The sequence below is a fragment of the Sediminispirochaeta bajacaliforniensis DSM 16054 genome, from assembly GCF_000378205.1.
In the GTDB taxonomy this organism is placed as follows: Bacteria; Spirochaetota; Spirochaetia; order DSM-16054; family Sediminispirochaetaceae; genus Sediminispirochaeta; species Sediminispirochaeta bajacaliforniensis.
On the sequence record NZ_KB899408.1, the window covers coordinates 61083 to 80920 of the forward strand.

Genomic DNA, 19838 nt, shown 5'->3' on the forward strand with positions numbered 1-19838 from the left:
TGGTTATGACCTGAACAAGGAAAGGCGGCCCCCTCGTAGCCGGGCCGCCCCCTGAGCTTCTGTTTCTTCGCTCTAGTTTGCCCGGTACATTCCGTAACCCCTACCGCTTCGACCATAACCTCCGGATCGGCCTCTTGATGGACCAACCCAGCGAGAAGCTGTCATAAGGTCATATTCCCTCCCATCTACCGTTGCTTTCCGTACTATCAGGTGACCGTCACTTGCCACAGGGCAGATATCAAGAGGGGCGTAAAGATCAGCCTCTATCTCCATTGTCGTTCCTTCTTTGGGTAAAAATCCACTACGGGGATAACCGGGAGCACTAATCGTGTAAAGTTTTCCTCCTGATCGAAAGAGATATTGCCCATCCTCTATGACCAAGGTTCCTTCGACGTCGAGTTGCTCGAGCGGGGCTGCAAAACGTAAGCCGCTGCCTGGGACGCCTCTCACGGGAACGGTCTCTCTGGTTCCGTTTGCGAACAGTGCCACCGACATGAAAAGTAAGCCGACGGTGATGATTGCCATTCTTCCGAATATCTTCATGATTCCTCCTTGCCGCATTGCGGCTTCGTATGATTTCCACAATTGTATAAGCAGGAAACATGCCAATATTGATGTTGCTTTCTGGTAAAATTCCGAGAAAATTGGGGGTTCATATGGGAAAAAATTTCCCATCGCAAAAAAGTGGGAAATTTTTTCCCGGTGAGTTCGTCAACCGAGGATATGAGAGGCGGTTTGCTCCAAGGCGTCGGCCATTGCCGTTATTTCTGCTTTTTCGATAATTAATGGAGGCTGGAAGGCAAGCACGTTCCTGTTGACTCCGTTCTTGCCGATGAGGAACCCCTTTTCCTTCATAGCCTCAAGGATGTCGTCGGTTATATCCGCGGCGGCTTTGCCTTGATAATCCCTTACCTCCATACCCACCATCAGGCCCAATCCCCTTGGGGCGTTCAGAAAGGGGGCAGTCTTTGCCACCTGACGAAGTTCGCTCATGAGCAGGTCTCCGTATTCCGCAGCCCGGGACACAAGGTTTTCCGATTTGATGAAATCAAGTACGGCAAGACCTGCCGTGCATGATACGGGATTTCCTCCGAGGGTGGATGCCGAGGGCTTTGTAAAGGCGTTGGCGATTTCCGGCCTTGCAGCGAAGAATCCGATGGGAAAGCCGTTGCCGAGGGCCTTGGCCCCGGTAATCATGTCCGGCTCCACCGGGTAGTGTTCTATGGCAAACATCTTACCGCTTCTTCCAAAGCCGCTTTGAATCTCGTCGCTGATCAGGAGTACCCCCTGGCGTTTTAATTCGACAGCTATGCGGTCGAAAAAGGATGGGGGAAGCGGTCTGATCCCTCCGTTGCCCTGAATGGGTTCGACGATTAGGGCGGCCGTTTCCGCTCCCTCATTGCGGAGCAGTTCCATCACCGCCGCCTCATCTGAGGCGAAACTGACGGGTACCTCGTCTACAAAGGGATCGGTTCTCCACATGGGGATTGCCGTTACCCCTGTTGTGAGAAAGGTACGACCGTGAAGGGATCCCTCCATGGCGATGAATTTTCGTTTCTGGGTAAACAATCGTGCCGCCAGCAGGGCGCTTTCGTTGGCCTCTGATCCGGAATTGCAGAAAAAGCTTCGACTTATAGTTCCCGGAAGTATTTCTGCGAGACGACGGGCAAGCTCGACAACCGGTTGGGTAAGGTAGATGGAGGTGGTATGCTGAAGGGTGTTCAGCTGCTGTATAACACGATTGTTGATCTGCGGATTGCAGTGTCCGCAGCTCATGACCGAAACCCCGGCGAAGAAATCGGTGTAAACCTTGCCGGTGCTGTCGTAGACCTTGGTCCCTGAAGCCTGCACGATTTGGGGCGGCCTTCGGTAGAAATGATAGGAACAGGGAATCAAGTATTCTTGCTTCAACCCGATAATCTTTTCCGGACCAAGATACTCACTGTTTTTGTCAGAATTGATATGCGCCATAGGTATATCCTTTCGATTGAGTTTGTAATGATTCCAGAATGAGATCTCCCTTTTCGGGATGATCCATACAGGTGAGGGCGGCTTTCATGATACTGCTTGTCTCTTCCGGCCCATAGGCCTGCAACTCCAACCTCAGCAAGTCGTATCCCGACTTCATGAAGATATCCGTAAGGGGCATCAGCGTCAGTTCCTTTACCGGTAACAGGTGATAATGGTTCCAGCAATCTCTCTTGATCCGGAGTCTTCCGGCCTCTGTCTCCAAGAACCAGGAGTCCGCTTTACGACCGCTAACGTCATGATCAAGATACATGACGTCGGGTAATCCGTGATAGATAAGTTCGGCCTCACCTGTGCAACCGGCTGCGGCAGCCTGGGTCGGCAAGCGTATCAGGGAAAGGGCGGGCAGCTCTATCGAAGAGGTCCAGCCCTTCGCTCCCGCTTTTTCATAAAAGGCGACAGCCTGTGGGTTGTATATATTCATCGAACTGTCACAGGTTAGATGATACTCTTCTCCTTCGAAAAGGCGGAAGAGCCCAAGATTGCTCAAAAGAAAACCATCGGCCGAAGGCTTTTGGGCAAGATAGGCTCTGAAAAGAGAGAACTGGCTATCTGTTACCATTCTGGGAAAGGCAAGAAAAAGCGTGATGTCACTCTTTCCGCACTCCTTGCGAAAGCCGTCAAGTTCGGCTAGGGTAAAGGGCATCGCCGGTGCAAAGGGCTCACTCGAGAGGTAGATCCTTCTTATCCCGCTCCCCGATTTGAGAACACGTCGTCCCTGTTCGATAGAATTGACCCGCACCGATAACCCCGGCTGCTCCGGGGAGGGCTTTAGAGCCCCACGTATTTCGAGGAGCCGTGCACGGAGTTTTTCGGTTTGTATCGCATCTACCTCCCGCTCCTTTGTCGGGGTACTGAACATCTTTTTTGTAGAGTAGAAATCTCCTGTGCCTTCTCCCCTTGTATTGATATTCTCCAAACCCGGAACCCCGAAAGCATAGCCTGTGGAAAAATCCCGCTTTTTAAAGGGCTCGACAGCGGAGCTTTTCGGCCGCATCTGCCCAAGAGGATCGGCAAGAAATGCATCAAGGGCCCTGCCGTAGACATCGACGAGCCCCGTAATAAACTCCTTTGAACGCATCCTTCCTTCTATTTTAAAGGATACGACTCCGGCATCCAGAAGCTCCCACAGATGGGCGTAGAGGTTCATATCCTTAACCGCAAGAGGGAAAGGATGGCCGGAGGAGGTCCCTTGTGACTGTGCAGGCTGTGCATAGGGCCATCGACAAGGCTTGAGGCAACGGCCCCTGTTACTCGACATCCCGAAGAGATAGGAGCTGTAGTAGCACAGTGAGCCATGTGCAACACACATATCACCATGGGTAAAATATTCGAGTTCCACATTTGTCTGCCCGGCTATGGACTTGACCTCGAAGAGCGGCATCTCCCTGGAGAGCACAACCCGTTTGATGCCATGTGCTTCAAGAACATTAATCATTTCGGTGTTGTGGACATTCATCATCACCGATGCATGGAGTGGTATACTAAGCTTCAGGCGTTTGATAAGTGAGAGAATCGCCGTGTCCTGAATGATAATGGCATCGGGGTCGATCTCTTCCAGAAAAACCAGATATTCTTCTGCCTCGGCCAGTTCGCTTTCATCAAGTAAGCTGTTTACCGTGATGTATATGTTTTTACCGGCTTCCCGTGCCAAAAAGACGGCCTCTCTTAATTCTTCCCTGGAAAGGTTGTAGCCCTTCCGTATCATTCTCATATTCAGCTGACTTCCCCCGCAATAGACGGCATCGCAGGAAGTGTGAATGATTTCCTTGAAAATATCGAAGGTTCCGGCCGGTGCAAGAAGCTCTATCTGTTTGTTGTTATACACTCTGCTCATAGCGGTAGTATACCGAATCGAAGCGGTTTCTTCTTCCCCTCCCTAAGGGAGAGGCAACCAGCCGACGATAACCGCCCATGTATGGAGAAAAGGCCTGCTTTATCAGTAACGGAGGTATCCGATCGGCGGATACCTCCTATCTGTTCAATGCAATCTGATTATTGTAGCGAGGGCGGTGTAAAGGGGATAATCCACCCTTCGGCGTCCTGGGCCAGAGCCGGGAAGGAGAGCAAAAACATCTCTCCTTTTTCCTTGATATGAAAACTGAGCTTTTTAGCGGCTATCTCATTGTACTGCTTATCGTAGATGGTAACCGTTGCCTTATGACCTTTCCCCGGAACAAGGACCATATCACGATCCCGGGGATAAAGCTCGACAGGCTCGTGATGGTCTATCCGGACCGTTACCATCTCCAGTGCCTGATAGCTGATACCGTCGATCTCCATATCTTTATTATCGAGCAGGAGGGTGTAGCCTTTGCCGTTTGTATACAGCAATACGGCAATAAGTACGACTATGATGAGCCCCGCCGAGCGGACGAGAAGTTTTCGTTTTATCACGCTTCTGCCTCCTCTGTAGGGCTGTCGCCTCCTTGCAGGCCTGCCCTTGCCCGTTCCTGCTCTTTCAGCCGTTTCCATGCGTGCAGTACCAGGGCTATGGAGATGACACCGTAAGAGATAAATACCCTGAAATACTCACCGAGCATTGCGGAACCGATGAGGTTCTTACCTGCCATGGGACTGACGATGAACATCAGGTGGAAAAGAATAACGCCGAGAAAGACGTTTCCGATTTTCGCTTTGCTCACCGTTGCCCCGCCGATAAGAATGGCTGCGATGGAAAACATGCCGATCTGCTCATGGCTGTTATAGGTATTCATGGTTCCGATGTTTTGCAGATAAATGACCTGCCCGATCCCCGCCAATACGGTTGAGATGATAATAGCGGTGATTCTCGTCTTTTCCACGGCGATTCCCGCGGCATCGGCCACGGCCATATCCTGACCGATGGCCCTCATGTCCTGGCCAAGTTTTGTCTTCTTGAACCAGAGGATGAAAAGACAAAGCAGGGTTATAAACATGAAGGTTGCAAGCGGAACATTAATGCCAAATATCTTAAGGGGAATGAGATTATCCATTACCTGCCGCACATTGATCAGGTTTACGGCATTTCTGATACCGTAGCCCCTGCTGAGCACTAAGGCATTACTTCCGATCTTAATGACACTTCCCATGCCGTAGAGGACGATCAGCTGATAAATGCCGTTTGCAAAGAAAGCAAGAATGAAACTGGTGACCATCTCCCGACCTTTTGCCTTGTTCAGGATTTGTCCCGTGGCATAACCGAAGATAAGGGACATGGGGATCGAGAGAATCATAGCCAGGAAAAGTCCGTTTAGGCCGATGATGTTCCAATCTGTGACGAAGATCAGGGCGATCTGGCCTGCCATGGCCCCGAGGGTCATCCCGAAATTGAGCCCCATACCGGCCATAATGGGAATGATCAGGCTCAAAACAAGGAAGCTGTTACGAACCAGTCTGGTTATCAGTTCCTGGATAAGATATCCTGCGGAGAATCCTGAAGCCGGAATGGCCAGTATACTGATGATAATAAAGAGTGTGGGAACCGGATATTCGGAAATGAGAAGCTTCGCCTGTTTGAGGAGAGATCCTTTGGGAGCGCTTGTCGTTTTTCTTTCTTTCATCATCTACCCCCTGCTTCCGCTTCGAGTGACTCTGGTGAGAGCGTAGAGGATCATGCCGTTTGATACGATGATCCTGATTACTTCCGACATATCGGTGTTGATGATGCTGTTCATGACCGACGGCGTCATGGTAAGTATCCCCTGAAAGAGAAAGGTTCCGATCAGGACATTGTAGATGGATGCCTTATGGACGCTGGCTCCGCCGATGAGGATGGCGGCCACAGCCGGAAATGCCATATAGAAGGGGCCCATGTAGAGCTGAATGAATCCGAAGCTTTGCTGGTAAACCAGGATGCCGACGCCTCCGAGCCAGGTGGACATCATGACGCTTATGGTCCGCATTTTATCCACGCTGATGCCGGCTGCCCGTGCATAATCGGGATTGGAACCGACGGCTGTCATCGCGGTACCGGTTTTTGTATGAAAAAAGGCCCAGACAAGAAGACATATTACGGCAAGAAAGAGGATCATGCCTGTGGGAAAAGAAAAGTCCTGTCCGATATGAACGGCAAGGAAGTTATTGAGAACGTGAAGGTAGAATCCCTCGGTGCTGATGGTGGTACGAAGACCTTCTCCTCCGTAGCCCCACACCATGGTGGGACTTTTGAGCGGCAAAAGAAGCCACATCATGCACATAAATGCGACCGAGGAAAAGCCGACGTAGGTGGCGATAACCATTTCGTTCCCCTTAACGCGGTTGAGGAGTTTGCCATAACCAAAACCGAACAGCAGGGCAAAGGGGGTTGTAATGGCTATAGCCGTCAGAAAAGCGGGAAACCCGGTTATCCCGAGCTCGATGGTGAGGACCGCACCGAGTAGGCCGCTGATAATTCCTAAAGGAAGGCCGAAGTTGAGGCCGCAGCCCGACTGTACCATGGGAACCATGGCGAGAACCATAACCCCGTTCATGCCGAAACGGATCAGCGTGTCGCTGATAGAGGTCGATACCTTGACCTCTACAAAGGGAGCGGCAATAAAAAGGGTAAACAAAAAGATTGCAATAATGATGCGTGGCCATCCGACCCGCTCTATAAATGTTCGTATCGATTCCATAGTGCTATACCTCGGCTTGTGCGCGTCGACTGCGGCCGATCATCATCAGCCCGAACTCTGTCGATTTCTCGGTAGCCGGCTTGATTCCTCCGATCCGTCCTTCATCGACAATGGCAATACGGTCGCAGAGGCTCCGAAGCTCTTCGAGCTCCGAAGATACCATGACAACGGTTATTCCGTTTTCCCTGTTGTAGCGGCGAATGGTGTCGAGAACCAATTTTTTCGCTCCGACATCGATGCCTCTGGTGGGTTCTGATACAAAAAGCAGCTTCGGTTTCACTGCAAAGGCCTTTGCAAGGCAGACTTTTTGTTGATTCCCACCGGATAATTCCACCGCATGTTGCCATGGGCCTGTACAGCGAATCTGGAGTGACTCTATGTATTCCTGGGCAAGATCTTCGATTGCCTTGTCGTCACGCCATTTTATGAGCCCCCCCAGGATCGGTTTGATGAAGCGATCCTGGGTCTGCATTGCCGTAAAGGCAATATTCCAGTCCAGCGGCTCTTCGAGCAGTAAGCCGACTCCTCGTCTGTCTTCACTGACGAAGCTCATCCCCGCCATCAAAGCCGCGTTGGGATCGTTGAGAACTACCGGCTTCCCTTCGAATGTAACGATACCGCCGGCTTTGTAGAGGCCCATGATCCCGTTCGGGATGCCGAGTTTTCCCTGACCTGCCAGGCCTCCTATTCCGAATATTTCACCGCTTCGTACCGAAAAGCTCACATCCCGGACCGTTTCTCCCGGCATGTCGACCCAGAGGTGCTTCACCTCCAGGACCGCTTCTTCCTTGAGTTCCGACTCGCGCGACACCGGTGCATAACCTTCGAGACTTCTGCCTACCATTGCCTCGGCAATCTGTTCGACACTTGTTTCTGTTACATGTTTCTCTTCTACGATTTCTCCGTCCCGCAGGATCACGACTTTATCACAAAGGGCGATGATTTCATCCAGCCTGTGGCTGATGAAGATGACTGAAATTCCTCGTTTTGCAAGGTTGCGTACCGCCGAGATCAGAATTTCGGCCTCCGATTCGGTGAGGACAGCCGTAGGCTCGTCAAGTACCAGAAGTTTAATCTGCTTACGTGCGAGTTCTCTGGCGATTTCGGTAAATTGTTTGTGTCCGACAGGCATTTCGCTCACAGGCATATCTTCGTCGAGGTCGATTCCCAGAAGCCTGATAGCTTCCAGTGCCCGTTTTTGCATATCCTCTCTGTCCAGAGTCCTCATCCTGTCGTTAAAGATTTCAACAAGAAAATTGTATCGGGTTGATTCTCGATTAAGCAGAATGTTTTCCGTTGCGCTGAAGCCGGGAATGAGGCTGAACTCCTGGTGTACCATACCAATTCCCGCCTTGAGGGCGTCAAAAGGGCTCTGGAAGGAAACCTCTTCACCTTCAAGAAGTATTTTCCCACCGTAGCCACCGGTTTCACGGATGACACCCATTCCGAAGATAATCTTCATCAACGTGGTTTTTCCTGCCCCGTTTTCTCCAACCAGCCCGAGGATTTCTCCCCTTTCAAGATTGAAGCTGACATCGGTGAGCACTTGGTTACCGAAAAAATCTTTCGTTATCGAGCGCAGCTCAAGAAGCGGCGTAGTGTTCATTGGATTGCTCCTATAGGAAGAAGCGATATCCCGCCGAAGCCGACGAGATATCGCATTGCATTGTTCCACATGCAAGAAAGAGAACTTACTTTACTGTAAAGTATTTTTCCGGAACCTTGATATCGGTCGTATGCATGTAACCCCTTCCCATGACGTAGGTGTCCTGGTAGATGAGAACATGGTTTTTGGCCCGAACCCCGGTGTTTGCGTCGGTGTAAAAGGAACCGTTCCACTGTGCGTCGGGTGTATACTTATTATAAGCACTCATCAGATCGGGGAGACTCGTGAGCTTGGCATCGCCTTCGATGACGCGCTTTGCCAGTTCGCCGAGGCCTGCGGTCGTCGTATAGCCGTAGGAGTAAGCCCACGTTCCGAAGCGGCCGGCTCCTCCCTTCTCGACGATGGTCTGTTCAACCTTTTTGAGAATGGCGGGGAAATCACCCTGTTCGGCGGAAAGGTCGATTCCGAGGGCTCCGGGATAACCCATCAGGGGACTCGGGAGGTCTGCCTCGACGAAGTACCCGCCGTACTCGATCAGCTGCTTAAGCAAAGGTTCGGTATGGGCATCGTTTGTACAGAAAAAGGCGGTGTCCTTTCCGTATTTATCAACCCAGGCCGGAACTTTTTCAAGAATGAACTGCTGCGCACCCGCAACACCGACGTCGCTGGTCGGATCGGGAGCGGTCTCAAAGACGAATTTCAGACCGAGATCGTTACAGGCCACTTCCATGATGGCCCGGCGACGTGCCAGGGTCTCATAGCTCATGTGGCGGGGAAAGGAAATGTGGACGAAGGTTTTCGCACCCATCTCCTTGGCCGTGTGGATAATGAGGTATCCACGGGCGACAAAGTCGTTGTTTACCGCAAGGTCTGCAGCACTCTCGATAACAAGAGGGTCTTCGTGGGCTTCACCTGCGATCAAAAGGATATCGGATCGCTTTTCCTTTACCCGGCGGAAAGCCTCGGTGGTTCCAGGGATGGCCTGGTTAACCACGATTGCTTTCATGAGCGGATCATCCGCCAATCCCACGATCTGGGTGATGGTGGTTTCCATTTCCTGCATGAAATTGTCGGGGTAGGTGATGTGCTGAATCATTCCGCCGTCGGCGACGGCACCGTACTCCTCGATGAGCCGTTCGGCCCCGCGCAGGTCGTCCTCTGACTGGGAAACCGTTCCCGTTACAACGCCGATATGAAATGCGGCGCCTTCGCTGCCTGTTGCGGCAGCCTGCTCCTGGTTCCCGCCGGCAAATAGCATACCGGTCGCCAGAAGTAAGCAGGCAAGGATAATAAGACTTTTCTTCATCCTCTCCTCTCTCCTTTTTCTATTCTTTGATATCTGCGTCGAACCGACGCACCTTCGTAAAACGAAGTAATACGCAGACTTAAGGTTCATTTTACCACGGGAGTAGTGTCCGTCAAGAAAAAGGAGAATATTATGAGCACCGTGGCTATGTGCAGTTTGTCCTTACTTCGTCCCAAATTGTATGCACTTGTACATTGAGAAATCATTTTTATGCAGATAAAATGAATCAATATACAATTTTATTTGCAAGGTTGGCAGGAATGTTGATTCGACAAATCACGGAGCTCTTCGATATTCTCGATGCTCCAAGTGCTTCTGGTGAAAGGGTTAAGGCTCTTTTTTTAGATCACGGAGCCCAAGATGTTAATGTGCGCCGGGTCCAGGGCGAAAAGGGACATACTGACTGTATTTTAATTACAATACAAGGCCATAGGGGAAAGAGCCGAGGGGGAAATATCCCCACATTGGGTATAATAGGCCGCTTGGGAGGGCTTGGCGCTCGCCCGGATATGACCGGCTTTGTGTCCGATGGCGACGGAGCTTTGGCTGTTTTGGCTTGTGCTCTCAAATTGGTTGAGATGAAAAGAAATGGTGATGGCCTTGCCGGAGATGTTATGATCTCCACTCATATCTGTCCCAATGCGCCAACGCTTGAACATTTTCCCGTTCCCTTTATGGATTCTCCCATCAATATGGATCAGATGAACGATGCCGAAGTGAATGAACAGATGGATATGATCATTTCTGTCGACACTACCAAGGGCAATGAGATTGTAAACCATACCGGCATTGCACTATCTCCCACGGTAAAGGAGGGCTACATCTTGCCGGTCAGTAACGATCTCCTTCAGGTCTACAAACGTGTTACAGGCCATCTTCCGGTGATACTGCCGCTCTCTATTCAGGATATTACTCCGTATGCGAATAATCTTTCCCACATAAACAGTATCTTGCAGCCGTCTACTGTTACGAAAGCACCTGTTGTAGGGTTGGCTATAACCTCACAAACAGCGATTGCCGGCTGTGCAACCGGAGCATCGCATGTTTCCAGCGTCGAACAAGCGGCCCGTTTTTCTGTTGAGGTGGCAAAAGATATCGGTAAGGGAATATGTCACTTTTATTCAGAGGAAAATTTTCTGAGCTTGCATGAAAGGTATGGCAGCCTGAGCAGGTTTCAAACAAGTGGTGATAGTCATGATTGAAAGTCCGTAAAGGCTTGCAAATAAAAGGAGGAAGAACAAATGAAGAAAAGGTTTTGGCTGGCTTTGTGTATTCTTATGCTTATGGGTGTGCACCTGCTTCTGGCACAGGGCAACGGGGAACATGCGAATACCGAAACACAACCCCCCAAAGGTTCATCGATTTCCAGAGGAGATAGAGGGAATGTCTTAACTATTGCCCTTTCTGCTTCTCCCAAGAATCTTGATCCAATAAAGTATACAGGAGTGTATGAGGGCAACATCATTCGTAATGTTGCCGATACCGTTGTACGGTACAATAAAGACTTGTCTGCAATCGTACCTTCGCTGGCCACCGAGTGGTCGGTGAGCGATGACGGTACCGTGTATACCTTCAAACTTAGAGACGATGTCTATTTCCAGCCTGGTACCTATCAGGATGGGAAAAAGATGACCGCTGCCGATGTGAAGTTTTCTTTGGAACGATCGGCCGAGAAATCGGCGATGAACCGCCTGGGGATGCTCAAATCTGTCGAAATCGTAAACGATTATGAGATCAAATGCCACCTCGACCACCCTAATGCCGCTTTTCTGACCGTACTGACGGATGCGGGAAACGTTATCGTTTCTCCTGAAGATGCCAAGGGCTGGGGAGAAAGCTTTGGTGCTCATCTTGTAGGTACAGGGGCATTTTCCCTTTCTGAGTTTAAGCCTGATCAGGAAGCAATTCTCAACAGATTCGATCATTATTGGGGGCCTAAACCGAACCTCGACGGTGCTATTTTCAAATTCATTACCGATGCCGCTCAGATGACCAACGCCTTACGGAGCGGTGAAATCGATGTTGCGACCGATCTCGGCGGTGAGAATGTGAAGGTCGTTTCCGATGACCCCAATTTGGTGCTTGATGCTGTTCCGGGACTCCACGTTGCATATGTTTACATGAATCTGATGCATGGACCTACCGCCGATAAGAGGGTCAGGGAGGCCATCATAAAGGCCATCGATATTAATGCATTGATTAAGGGGGTATACCCCTACAATGAGGCTCAGCGTGCCTATCTGCCGCTGCCTCCTGGATCCTGGGGATACGATGCTTCTCTGGAAAAATTGATTCCTTCCTATGACCCCGAAGGGGCAAAGAGCTTATTGAAAGATGCCGGTTATCCCGATGGTTTTCATATCGATGTTTATGTTGCCAACAAGCCTGCCAGGGTGAAGATGTGTACCATTCTTCAGGCCTATCTAAAAAAGAACCTGAACGTTGATTTGGAGATAAAGACTGCTGAATGGGGAACGTTTAGTGAAGTTGCATCCAGTGGAAAGGCCGGGATGTACGCCATGTCATGGACCTGGTATCCTGATCCCTTTTTCTTCCTTAACAAGATGTTCCACAGTTCGGAAATCGGAGCGTTAGGGAATGGACAGGGATTCAACAACCCCGAGGTCGATATGCTCCTCGATAAGGCCCTCACGGTGCCGGATCTTGAATCACGAAAGGTTCTGTATCAGAAGGCCCTGAAACTGATCGTCTCCGAATATCCACGGATAGATTACTCCAACGAGAAGGTTATCTATGGTTTCAATCCGTCGGTTAAGGGCTTTGTTGTAACGGCTGACAATTCAATTGATCTTGTTTCACCTGAGGTGAACGTCTATCTGGAAGATTAGTACATCATGATCGGAATAGTTTTAAAAACTTTCGTTCGGCGTTTGTGGCAGCTCATTCCGATCCTTCTTATTGTTGCTACCATTATCTTTGTTATTACAAGGATGATTCCCGGAGATCCTGCGGTTACCATGTTGGGACCGCAGGCCTCCGCGGAAGCTGTACAAAATCTTAGAGAAGAACTTGGTTTGGATCAGAATATTTTTGTTCAGTATGCAATCTATTTGAAGGATGTTGTACAAGGTGATTTTGGGACCTCGTATGCATATAATGAGCCTGTTACCACACTTATTTGGAAGCGATTTCCCAATACCGTATTGCTGAGTCTTTTTGCCCTGGTATTGGCATTGCTTATCGGTATCCCTGTGGGAGTAGTTTCTGCTACGCGACAGTATTCGATTTTTGATTATGTATCGATGGTTCTCGCCCTTGTGGGGGTATCGATGCCGATATTTTGGCTTGGTTTGATGCTTGTTCTTGTATTCAGCGTCAACCTCGGATGGCTACCTTCTTTGGGGATGGGAAGCCTCGCAAAAGGCCTCGGTGATGTTTTTCGGCATCTGCTTCTTCCTGGGTTGTGCATTGCGACGATTCCCATGGCAACCTTTGCAAGGATTACTCGTGCGAGCATGCTGGAGGTGGTGAACCAAGAGTATATCAAGGCTCTCAGGGCGAGGGGTATCCGTGAATATTTGGTTATCTGGAAGCATGGCCTCAAGAATGCCTTACCACCAATCATCACCGTCATTGGACTCCAGGTTTCCTACTTGCTGGCTGGTGCAATCTTGACTGAAACGATTTTCAGCTGGCCGGGTATGGGAAGGTTGATCTATGACGCAATAGAAAATCGGGATTATCTCCTTATCCAGGGCACCGTTCTCTTTGTTGCTTTCATTTATGTAATGATCAACCTGTTCGTTGATATTGTGTACATCATCGTAAATCCAAAGATCTCTTATGCGAAACAAGGCTGACCTGCTATGAAAAAGAGTATGAAAAGGAAAGAAGGCAATGCAAACAGTGTATGGAAGATGCTTTCTAGAAACAAAACGGCCCTGATCGGACTTGTCATAGTTTTGATGGTAGTTGCAATGGCCCTGTTTGCTCCATGTATCAGCCCTTATGACCCCGATGCGATGGACCTTTCCTATATGTTTTCCAAGCCGGGAACGGCTGGCCATCTTCTTGGTACCGATGAGTTTGGACGTGACCTTCTCAGTCGTATGATTTACGGAGCCAGAGTTTCCATCGCCGTTGCGTTTGGCGGGACCATAGTGGGAGGGGGGCTTGGCATTATTCTGGGGCTCATATCCGGTTTTAAGGGAGGGGTAGTCGATTCTGTGATTATGCGTTTTATCGACGGTATGTTTGCCTTCCCCTTTGTCCTTCTTGCGATTGTACTTATGACGGTCTTGGGAAGCGGACTGCGCAATGTGATACTGGCCATCGGAATTGCCAATATCCCGGGTTGTGCAAGGCTTGTCAGAGGACAGGTCCATGTGGTTAAAAACGAGGAATACTGTAAAGCGATTGAAGCCCTCGGCGGATCGGAATGGCGATTATTGTTTCACCATATCCTTCCCAATATTCTTTCTCCCGTTATTGTTTTCATCACCTTAAATATTGCCAGTGCCATTATTTCCGAAGCGGCTTTAAGTTTTCTTGGGCTTGGTATCCAGCCTCCGCAGGCCTCCTGGGGAAATATATTGAGAGCGGGGAAAGATTATCTTAATACGGCCCCCCATATTGCCACGATTTCCGGGCTTTTTATCCTGCTGAGTGTGCTTGGATTCAACCTTTTAGGGGATGGAATTCGTGATGTGCTCGATCCGAGAATGAAGAGGTAGGGTATGGAGACAAACGAGAAAGATCCGTCGGTCGTTTTATCCGTAGAGGAGCTCCGTACCTACTTTTTTATGATGGCCGGCGTTGTAAAAGCGGTAGATGGCGTGAGTTTTTCTTTGCGAAAGGGTGAAACTCTCGGCATTGTAGGAGAGTCCGGTTCCGGAAAGAGTATGACGGCTCTCTCCATCATGAACTTGATCCCAAAGCCTTCTGCAAAAGTTGTGGGCGGACGGATCATGTTCGAAGAAAAGAATCTACTTGAACTTAAACAAAAAGAGATGGAAAAAATCAGAGGAAAAGATATTTCCATGATTTTTCAAGATCCTATGACCTCCATCGATCCTGTTTTTCCGATCGGTAAGCAGATGATCGAGGTGATTCGATCGCATATGAATCTCACTCCTGCACAAGCCAAGGAGCGTGCATTGCATGCTCTCCGGCTGGTGGGTATCCCCGATGTCGAAAAGCGTTTTTATTCGTATGCCCATGAATTTTCGGGAGGAATGCGACAAAGGGTTATCATTGCTATGGCGATTGTATGTGAATCAAAGCTTATCATCGCCGATGAGCCCACTACCGCTTTGGATGTGACGGTCCAGGCACAGGTTCTTAATCTATTGAAGGAACTTCAAAAGCGGCTGGGAACTCCGATGATTCTCATCACCCATAACATCTGTGTGATATGGGAGATGTGCGATACCGTTATGGTGATGTACGCCGGCAAGACCGTGGAGCATGCCTCCGTTGCTTCCCTCTATGAGACTCCCCTTCATCCATATACCTGGGGGCTATTGGATTCGGTCCCGCGGCTAAATCAGGATACAAGTAAGCCGCTGGCAGTCATAGAAGCCATTCCCTCTGAAGAAGAAAGTACAGGTGATTCCTGCTGCTTCTATGATCGATGCCCGTACAGAAAAAAAATCTGTCTTGAGAAAAGTCCACGTCTGAAAGAGCTTTCGAAAGGACATTTTGTGGCTTGTCATTTACAGGAATCTCAAGAGGTGATGCTGAAAAGAGAAGGAGGCTCGAATTGAGAGATGCACTGTTACATATCGAGCATCTAACTACCGCATATACGTTAACAAGTAAAAATCTTTTTGAAAAGAAAAAGGTGCTGAAGGCTGTTAACGATGTTACTTTCCAGATTTTTAAGGGGGAAACCTTAGGGGTGATCGGAGAATCCGGTTGCGGAAAATCCACCCTTGGGAAGACTATTTTACATATCGTCAAACCGGCTTCCGGGACCGTGTCGTTTCGTGATGAGAATATTACGGCCAAGACAACGGCCGAGATGAAGCCCTTCCGAAAGAAGATGCAGATTATTTTCCAAGACCCCTATTCTTCCCTTGATCCCAGAAAAACGGCCTTTCAGTTGATAGAAGAACCGATGATCATTCACCGGATGTATAATAAAGCGGCTAGGAAAGAACGGGTTTTTGGGCTCCTGGAAGATGTCGGCCTTAAAAAAGAGCATGCTTTCCGTTATCCCCACGAATTCTCCGGGGGCCAGCGGCAGAGGATTAATGTGGCCAGGGCCCTTGCTCTTGAGCCTGAATTTATTGTCTGTGACGAACCTGTATCGGCCCTTGATGTTTCTGTTCAGGCCCAAGTCCTGAATTTATTAAAAAATATTCAGCAAAAGTATCATTTTACCTATTTGTTTATATCTCACGATCTTAGTGTCGTGAAGTACCTAAGCGATAGGCTCCTCATTATGTATTTAGGATATATCGTGGAAGAGGGGACCGCGAGGGCCATCTATCAGGAGCCTTGCCATCCCTATACCAAGGCCCTTTTCGCCTCGATTCCTCCGGAAAGTCCTTTTGAAAAGAAAAAAGAGGCTGCCCTTTCTGGAGAGCTTCCCAGTCCCTTAAACCTTCCCGCTGGCTGCCCACTGTCGACGCGTTGCCCGCTCAGTAGGGATATTTGTCGCGAGAAAAAGCCTGAATTGCTTGCCATTGATGAGGAGCATCGAGTGGCCTGTCATTTTCCAGAGGAGGGAAAAGTATTATGGGCATAGAAGATCAAAAGAAAGCTGTATGGATGCTTGTGCAGGAAAGGAAAGAGGAGCTTATCGGCCTTTGTTCTGACCTGCTTCAGATCCCCAGCGAGAATCCACCGGGAAATGTAGCCGCTATTGTATCGTATATAACGGCCTATCTCGAGAAAAGTGGAATATCGTTTCAGATTGTTGGCCCCGATGAAGGTCATCCCATTGTGATTGCCCATATCGGAGATACGGCAGGAAATGAGCTTGTATTTAATGGCCATTGCGATGTCGTCCCGGCCGGTGATCGAAGCCAGTGGGATTTCGATCCCTATAGTGGCGAGGTGACGGAGAAAAGGATACGTGGACGAGGTGCCTCGGACATGAAATGCGGTCTTGGTGGGGCCCTGTTTATCATGAGACTTCTGGCGGAAAAGAATACCAAGCTGAAGGGGACATTAACTCTCCATATTGTTCCCGATGAGGAATCTGGCGGACGATTGGGTACAAAATGGCTTGTGGATCAGGGCTTTACTCAAGATACCTTTGCCTGTGTCGTGGCAGAGCCGACCTCTTCCGACAATTGCGAGGTGGGACAGAAGGGGTCTCTGCAAATACGTATCAAGATAAAAGGCAAATCTGCCCATGGAAGTCTGGGGAAATACAAGGGTGATAATGCGATACGCAGAATGGCCGACCTTGTTACAAGACTCGGTGTCCTTGAAGAGATGACAGGACGATACACTGAGGAACAGCTACCGGTCCTCGCCGATTCAAAGCGGATTGCTTTTACGGCCCAGGGAGGAAGCCCTGGTGTTGAAAATATTATCGACCACGTTACCGTTAACCTTGGTACCATTAAGGGTGGGACAAAAACAAATATGGTTGCCGATTATTGCGAGGCCGAGATAGATGTTCGAGTCCCCATCGGCCTTCCCGTGCAGGAAGTTCTGCACACATTCTATTCCATTGTAGAGGAGATCGGAATTCCTGAGATCGGATATGATATCAATTGGAATTCTGAAGCAAATTACACAGATGTTAACGAACCACTTATTCAAAAGGTAGTTGATAACGCCAACGCTGTGTGGGAAAGTTCCATTACTCCTGCCTACCAGTGGGCATCCAGCGATGCCCGCTATTACCGAGAGGCCGGTATCCCGACTGTCCAGTATGGTCCTGCAAATACCGTTGGAATCCATTCTTATAATGAAGATGTAGATATTGAGGATGTGGTGAATTCGGCTAAGGTTTATGCAGGAGTGATCCTTGATTTGATTGGCTGTGAGGAATAGAAAATGGATACGGTAATCGAGGGCGGGCTTGTTTTTGACGCCGAGCATGGGAGCTATGCTAAGCAAGACCTGGTAATACGGGAAGGGCGTATTGCTTCGCTTTTGCCTGAGGGAGAGGGGCCATCCTCCCTTGACGGAAAAGCGGTCAGGATTGTAGACGCCAGGGACCGGTTTGTCCTTCCCGGACTGATTGATGCCCATAGTCATATGGGCATGTGGGTCTCTCGTCCCCTTGGAAATGATTGCAATGAGTGTTCCAATCCCATGACACCTGGGGTACGTGCCATCGACGGGATTAATCCCAGAGATCCCGATTTTCAAAAGGCTCTGCAGGCCGGTTTTACCACCATGATGCTCACTCCCGGAAGCGGTAACCTGATCGGGGGGCAGGCGGCCACCCTTCGGCTCTGCGGAAAGACGGTCAGGGATATGACATGGCAGCCCTACAGTGCTTTGAAGGCGGCCCTTGGAGAGAACCCTATATCCGTTTACGGCCCTGTTGGAAAAAGTCCTGCAAGTAGAATGGCCAATGCCGCTCTTCTGGAAGAAACCTTGGCTTGTGCCTGGGAATATAGCAAAATATCCGAGGCGGACCAAAATGATGCCTATTGGGATATATTTCTTCCGCTTTTTCAGAAGCTTGTCCCTTTAAAGATACATGCCCACAGGGCAGACGACATTCTGACAGCCATACGAATCGTGGAGAAGTTTCCCATCCGGTATACCCTCGATCATTGTACCGAAGGCTACCTGATTGCCGATGAATTGGCAGCCCGGAATGTCCCGCTTCTTGTCGGACCTCTTTTTATGTTCAAAACAAAGGATGAGTTGAAGAACAAATCTGAATATAATCCCGTCAGCCTTGTCGAGCGGGGATGCTCTGTCTCTCTTATCTCCGATCATCCTTTTGCAGGGACCATGTTTCTTCCTGCTCAGGCCGGACTGCTTGTAAAAGCGGGACTTCCTGAACAGGAGGCGTTAAAGTTGTTGACCATTAATCCGGCACGGGCCTTGGGGCTGGATCATGAAATCGGAAGTCTGACTCCTGGAAAGCGGGCCGATGTCGTTCTCTATCAAGGGAATCCCCTGGAGATCAGGTCTTGTTGTACCATGACCATGATGGATGGCGTTGTCATTTATAATGCCGAGGAAGAGAGAATACGATGCTGTTAAAAAACGGAAATATTTACACTGCTGAAAATGATTGTCCTATCGAGGCCGATATGGTGATAAGCGATGGTAGGATAGAAGAAATCGCCCAAAAGATTCCTGATAATGGTACCTATGGGGAGGTCCTTGACCTCCAGGGAAAGGCTCTTCTTCCGGGATTCATAGATATCAGCACCTGCCTTGGCATTGTGGAGGCCGGAAAGCGAATAGAAGAAACGAACCAGACGGATAAAACCAACCGCTTCACACCGAATTTTCGGATGATAGACGGTGTGTACTGGCAGGACGACTATTTTAGAAAAGCCGCTGAGAACGGGGTGACCACCGTGGTCGTAAACTCAAAGTATGAAAGCCCGCTCGGCGGACAGAGCTGTGCAGTTAAGACCGGAGGGGAAGGCGTAACTTGTAATCGGATACTATCATCATATATAGACATGCATGGCACCCTGGGAAATCGTGTTAAAAACAATTACGACACCTTACGGGTTTCTCCTCTTTCACGTATGGGAATTATGCGCGGAATTCGCGATGTGCTTTTGCAGAAGAATACCCGGGAGCCCGGTTCTGTACGGCAAAGAACTTCGGCGACGAGTGATGTTGGAGAAGATGGTCCAATTCGTTCTCTTATGACGAAGGATAAACCTCTGAAAATGACGGCTTCTTTATTTCAGGACATCCAGGCGCTTATTGATCTTTCCGATGAATTGGGGATACGTGTTATATTGGATGAGGGTACCGAATCCTATATGCTCATTGATGAATTAAAGGAGCGTATGATTCCGGTGGTCCTTGGTTCTCTTTTGGAAGAAACCTCTCGGGAGGAACTTTCCAATCGTCGTGACGATATCGGTGTTATGTTGGAAAAGGCGGGGCTCCCTTTCTGCTTTTCTACCCACCATCCTCACGTTTCGATAGAGTTGTACCACATGTCTGCTTGCCTTCACATTCGTAACGGTGTATCTGAAACGGCGGCATTAAAGGCCATGACTATACATCCCGCCGCTGCCTTGGGACTAAGCGACCGCATTGGTTCTTTGCGCAAGGGTAAAGATGCCGATATCCTTGTTTTTGATGGCGATCCCTTTAGGAGTTTGACGCCCCTTTTGTTGACCATCATTAATGGTCGGGTCATCTATGAGAACCGAAAAAGGGATTGAGC

General features: G+C 49.4%; 17 protein-coding genes. 9 read left to right on the forward strand and 8 right to left on the reverse strand.

What is annotated here, in order from left to right; all coding sequences use genetic code 11:
* Positions 1–72: 72 nt before the first annotated feature.
* The 8 genes from F459_RS0103595 to F459_RS0103635 all read right to left on the reverse strand — a co-directional run bounded on the left by F459_RS0103595 (position 73) and on the right by F459_RS0103635 (position 9535).
* Positions 73–543, reverse strand: coding sequence for a hypothetical protein (locus F459_RS0103595; protein ID WP_020611368.1), 471 nt, complete (start codon positions 541–543; stop codon positions 73–75).
* Positions 544–711: 168 nt separating this feature from the next.
* Positions 712–1971 (reverse strand): aspartate aminotransferase family protein, encoded by a 1260-nt coding sequence (locus F459_RS0103600; protein WP_020611369.1) that lies wholly within the window; start codon positions 1969–1971, stop codon positions 712–714.
* Positions 1952–3865: a U32 family peptidase gene (locus F459_RS0103605; protein ID WP_026294869.1), complete on the reverse strand. Its 1914-nt coding sequence runs from the start codon at positions 3863–3865 to the stop codon at positions 1952–1954. The genes F459_RS0103600 and F459_RS0103605 overlap by 20 nt, the downstream gene beginning before the upstream one ends.
* Positions 3866–4023: 158 nt before the next feature.
* Positions 4024–4425, reverse strand: coding sequence for a DUF6672 family protein (locus F459_RS0103615; protein ID WP_020611371.1), 402 nt, complete (start codon positions 4423–4425; stop codon positions 4024–4026).
* A complete protein-coding gene (locus F459_RS0103620; RefSeq protein WP_020611372.1) occupies positions 4422–5573 on the reverse strand; it encodes an ABC transporter permease in 1152 nt (383 codons plus the stop codon). Before F459_RS0103620 ends, F459_RS0103615 begins: the two co-directional genes overlap by 4 nt.
* Positions 5574–6623 carry an ABC transporter permease subunit gene (locus F459_RS0103625; protein WP_020611373.1) on the reverse strand — a complete coding sequence of 350 codons (1050 nt, stop codon included), beginning with the start codon at positions 6621–6623 and terminating at the stop codon, positions 5574–5576. It abuts the gene before it with no gap.
* Positions 6624–6627: 4 nt separating this feature from the next.
* The gene (locus tag F459_RS0103630; RefSeq protein ID WP_020611374.1) at positions 6628–8229 is read right to left on the reverse strand and encodes a sugar ABC transporter ATP-binding protein; all 1602 of its coding nucleotides are present in this window, start codon (positions 8227–8229) and stop codon (positions 6628–6630) included.
* An 85-nt stretch (positions 8230–8314) separates the two neighbouring features.
* Positions 8315–9535, reverse strand: a complete 1221-nt coding sequence (locus tag F459_RS0103635) for a DUF3798 domain-containing protein (RefSeq protein WP_020611375.1) — start codon at positions 9533–9535, stop codon at positions 8315–8317.
* 260 nt (positions 9536–9795) lie between these two features.
* Here F459_RS0103635 and F459_RS0103640 point away from each other — a divergent pair, with 260 nt between their 5' ends.
* Genes F459_RS0103640 through F459_RS0103680 form a run of 9 tightly spaced genes read left to right on the forward strand, consistent with a single transcriptional unit; the run spans position 9796 to position 19836 of the window.
* Complete coding sequence (locus F459_RS0103640; RefSeq protein ID WP_026294871.1) at positions 9796–10737, forward strand: DUF1177 domain-containing protein; 942 nt, start codon at positions 9796–9798, stop codon at positions 10735–10737.
* 39 nt (positions 10738–10776) lie between these two features.
* On the forward strand, positions 10777–12384 hold the full coding sequence (locus F459_RS0103645) for an ABC transporter substrate-binding protein (RefSeq protein ID WP_020611377.1): 1608 nt from the start codon (positions 10777–10779) through the stop codon (positions 12382–12384).
* A gap of 6 nt (positions 12385–12390) precedes the next feature.
* On the forward strand, positions 12391–13356 hold the full coding sequence (locus F459_RS0103650; protein ID WP_020611378.1) for an ABC transporter permease: 966 nt from the start codon (positions 12391–12393) through the stop codon (positions 13354–13356).
* A gap of 18 nt (positions 13357–13374) precedes the next feature.
* Positions 13375–14229: an ABC transporter permease gene (locus F459_RS0103655; RefSeq protein ID WP_020611379.1), complete on the forward strand. Its 855-nt coding sequence runs from the start codon at positions 13375–13377 to the stop codon at positions 14227–14229.
* Positions 14230–14232: 3 nt separating this feature from the next.
* Positions 14233–15261, forward strand: a complete 1029-nt coding sequence (locus tag F459_RS0103660; protein WP_020611380.1) for an ABC transporter ATP-binding protein — start codon at positions 14233–14235, stop codon at positions 15259–15261.
* A complete protein-coding gene (locus tag F459_RS0103665) occupies positions 15258–16247 on the forward strand; it encodes an ABC transporter ATP-binding protein (protein ID WP_020611381.1) in 990 nt (329 codons plus the stop codon). Before F459_RS0103660 ends, F459_RS0103665 begins: the two co-directional genes overlap by 4 nt.
* On the forward strand, positions 16238–17509 hold the full coding sequence (locus F459_RS0103670) for an ArgE/DapE family deacylase (protein WP_020611382.1): 1272 nt from the start codon (positions 16238–16240) through the stop codon (positions 17507–17509). Before F459_RS0103665 ends, F459_RS0103670 begins: the two co-directional genes overlap by 10 nt.
* 3 nt (positions 17510–17512) lie before the next feature.
* Positions 17513–18682 carry an amidohydrolase gene (locus F459_RS0103675; RefSeq protein ID WP_020611383.1) on the forward strand — a complete coding sequence of 390 codons (1170 nt, stop codon included), beginning with the start codon at positions 17513–17515 and terminating at the stop codon, positions 18680–18682.
* Positions 18673–19836: an amidohydrolase family protein gene (locus tag F459_RS0103680; protein WP_020611384.1), complete on the forward strand. Its 1164-nt coding sequence runs from the start codon at positions 18673–18675 to the stop codon at positions 19834–19836. The genes F459_RS0103675 and F459_RS0103680 overlap by 10 nt, the downstream gene beginning before the upstream one ends.
* Positions 19837–19838: the final 2 nt, after the last annotated feature.

Bases quoted from the DNA above. Each gene is read 5' to 3' on its own strand.
- F459_RS0103655 (WP_020611379.1), top strand. From the start codon at position 13,375: ATGAAAAGGAAAGAAGGCAATGCAAACAGTGTATGGAAGATGCTTTCT.
- F459_RS0103595 (WP_020611368.1), bottom strand. From the start codon at position 543: ATGAAGATATTCGGAAGAATGGCAATCATCACCGTCGGCTTACTTTTC.
- F459_RS0103625 (WP_020611373.1), bottom strand. From the start codon at position 6,623: ATGGAATCGATACGAACATTTATAGAGCGGGTCGGATGGCCACGCATC.
- F459_RS0103640 (WP_026294871.1), top strand. From the start codon at position 9,796: ATGTTGATTCGACAAATCACGGAGCTCTTCGATATTCTCGATGCTCCA.
- F459_RS0103645 (WP_020611377.1), top strand. From the start codon at position 10,777: ATGAAGAAAAGGTTTTGGCTGGCTTTGTGTATTCTTATGCTTATGGGT.
- F459_RS0103635 (WP_020611375.1), bottom strand. From the start codon at position 9,535: ATGAAGAAAAGTCTTATTATCCTTGCCTGCTTACTTCTGGCGACCGGT.
- F459_RS0103630 (WP_020611374.1), bottom strand. From the start codon at position 8,229: ATGAACACTACGCCGCTTCTTGAGCTGCGCTCGATAACGAAAGATTTT.
- F459_RS0103660 (WP_020611380.1), top strand. From the start codon at position 14,233: ATGGAGACAAACGAGAAAGATCCGTCGGTCGTTTTATCCGTAGAGGAG.
- F459_RS0103600 (WP_020611369.1), bottom strand. From the start codon at position 1,971: ATGGCGCATATCAATTCTGACAAAAACAGTGAGTATCTTGGTCCGGAA.
- F459_RS0103670 (WP_020611382.1), top strand. From the start codon at position 16,238: ATGGGCATAGAAGATCAAAAGAAAGCTGTATGGATGCTTGTGCAGGAA.
- F459_RS0103650 (WP_020611378.1), top strand. From the start codon at position 12,391: ATGATCGGAATAGTTTTAAAAACTTTCGTTCGGCGTTTGTGGCAGCTC.
- F459_RS0103680 (WP_020611384.1), top strand. From the start codon at position 18,673: ATGCTGTTAAAAAACGGAAATATTTACACTGCTGAAAATGATTGTCCT.
- F459_RS0103605 (WP_026294869.1), bottom strand. From the start codon at position 3,865: ATGAGCAGAGTGTATAACAACAAACAGATAGAGCTTCTTGCACCGGCC.
- F459_RS0103620 (WP_020611372.1), bottom strand. From the start codon at position 5,573: ATGATGAAAGAAAGAAAAACGACAAGCGCTCCCAAAGGATCTCTCCTC.
- F459_RS0103675 (WP_020611383.1), top strand. From the start codon at position 17,513: ATGGATACGGTAATCGAGGGCGGGCTTGTTTTTGACGCCGAGCATGGG.